The sequence below is a fragment of the Rugosimonospora africana genome (genome assembly GCF_016862975.1).
Lineage (GTDB): Bacteria > Actinomycetota > Actinomycetes > Mycobacteriales > Micromonosporaceae > Rugosimonospora > Rugosimonospora africana.
Genome location: NZ_BONZ01000170.1, coordinates 1 through 1254, shown reverse-complemented (window position 1 = coordinate 1254; position 1254 = coordinate 1). Strand labels below are relative to the sequence as shown.

Annotated in this window: 2 protein-coding genes; both read left to right on the top strand. The window is 70.5% G+C overall.

Translation table 11 applies throughout. The features are described from left to right. Positions 1–360 (top strand): hypothetical protein (locus Raf01_RS49035; protein WP_203925061.1); only part of this gene is annotated, 360 nt, incomplete at its 5' end. Positions 361–391: 31 nt separating this feature from the next. Continuing rightward, the gene (locus Raf01_RS49030) at positions 392–1150 is read left to right on the top strand and encodes a hypothetical protein (RefSeq protein ID WP_203925060.1); all 759 of its coding nucleotides are present in this window, start codon (positions 392–394) and stop codon (positions 1148–1150) included. Positions 1151–1254 lie beyond the last annotated feature (104 nt).

Sequence of the window (1254 nt, the reverse complement as noted above, 5' to 3'; positions counted from 1 at the left end):
CGGCACGTCAAGACGGTCCGGTTGCAGAGGTTGAGGACCCGGCTGGCCGTCGTGGAGCGGCAGTTGACGACCGGGGTGGTGTCGGTGACCCGCGGCGGTAAACGGCTACTGCACAAACGCAACAATCTGGCCGCGGCCGGGCTCACGCAGGCGCAGTGGCGGTCGCGGTGGCAGGCGGCCCGGCTGTTCCTGACCGCCGACGGTGAGGCTGGCAAGGCGTGGGGCAACGAGACGATCCGTTTCAACCCTGACGAGGGGTGGCTGGAGGTCAAGCTGCCGGCCGCGGTGGCCTATCTGGCCAACCGGCCGCACGGCCGGTACCGGCTATCAGGCCCCGGTCCGGTTCACCTACCGCGGTGAGGACGTCGCCGCGCAGGCCGCGACCGGCGCGGTGCGCTACGACATCCGTGTCGATCCCGGTAACGGCCGCTGGTACCTCGACGCGTCGTGGCGTACCCCGGACACGCCGATGCCCACGCTGGACGACCTGCGCGCCTTCCCGACGGTGTCGGTGGACGTCAACCACGGCCACGTTGACGTTTCGGTGATCACCCCGGACGGCAACGTGCTGGGCGAGCCCGACACGATCGCGTTGGAGTTGACCGGCCTGCCCGCCACGACACGCGAGGGGCGGATCCGGGCCGTGGTCAGCGACCTGATCGGCCGGGCGAAGGCCGCTGGCGCGCACAGCATCGTGATCGAGAACCTGGACTTCGCATCAGCCCGCGCGGAAGGTCGGGAGACCTCCGGTGACCGGCCGGCCCGGGGTAAACGCGGCCGGGCGTTCCGCGGGCTGGTCACGGGTATCCCCACCGGCCGGCTGCGTGCCTGTCTGGTCCAGATGGCCTTCAACGCCGGCCTGGCCGTCGTGGCCGTCGATCCCGCGTACACCTCCCGCTGGGCCGCCCAATGGTGGCTGGCCCCGCTACGTGCACACCACCCAGAAACGTCCGGCCATCACGCAGCAGCCGTGGTGATCGGTAGACGAGGACTCGGTCACCGGGCCCGGCGTCGCGTGACAGGCAACCAACCAGCCCCGGAGGAGGCTGGACGGTCAACCCAGACACGACCCGGACACATCCCCGCCCCCCCGAGCCCGCAACCAGGAACCCCGTCCCCCCACGAGACGTCCGGCAACCGCAAGGCATAAGACCGCAACGCCTCACAGGACCAGGACAGGCGACCAGGCGACCCAAGACCGTTCGGGGCCACCGGCAACGCAGGACACACCCCTGCCAGCTCAGTAGGAACGGT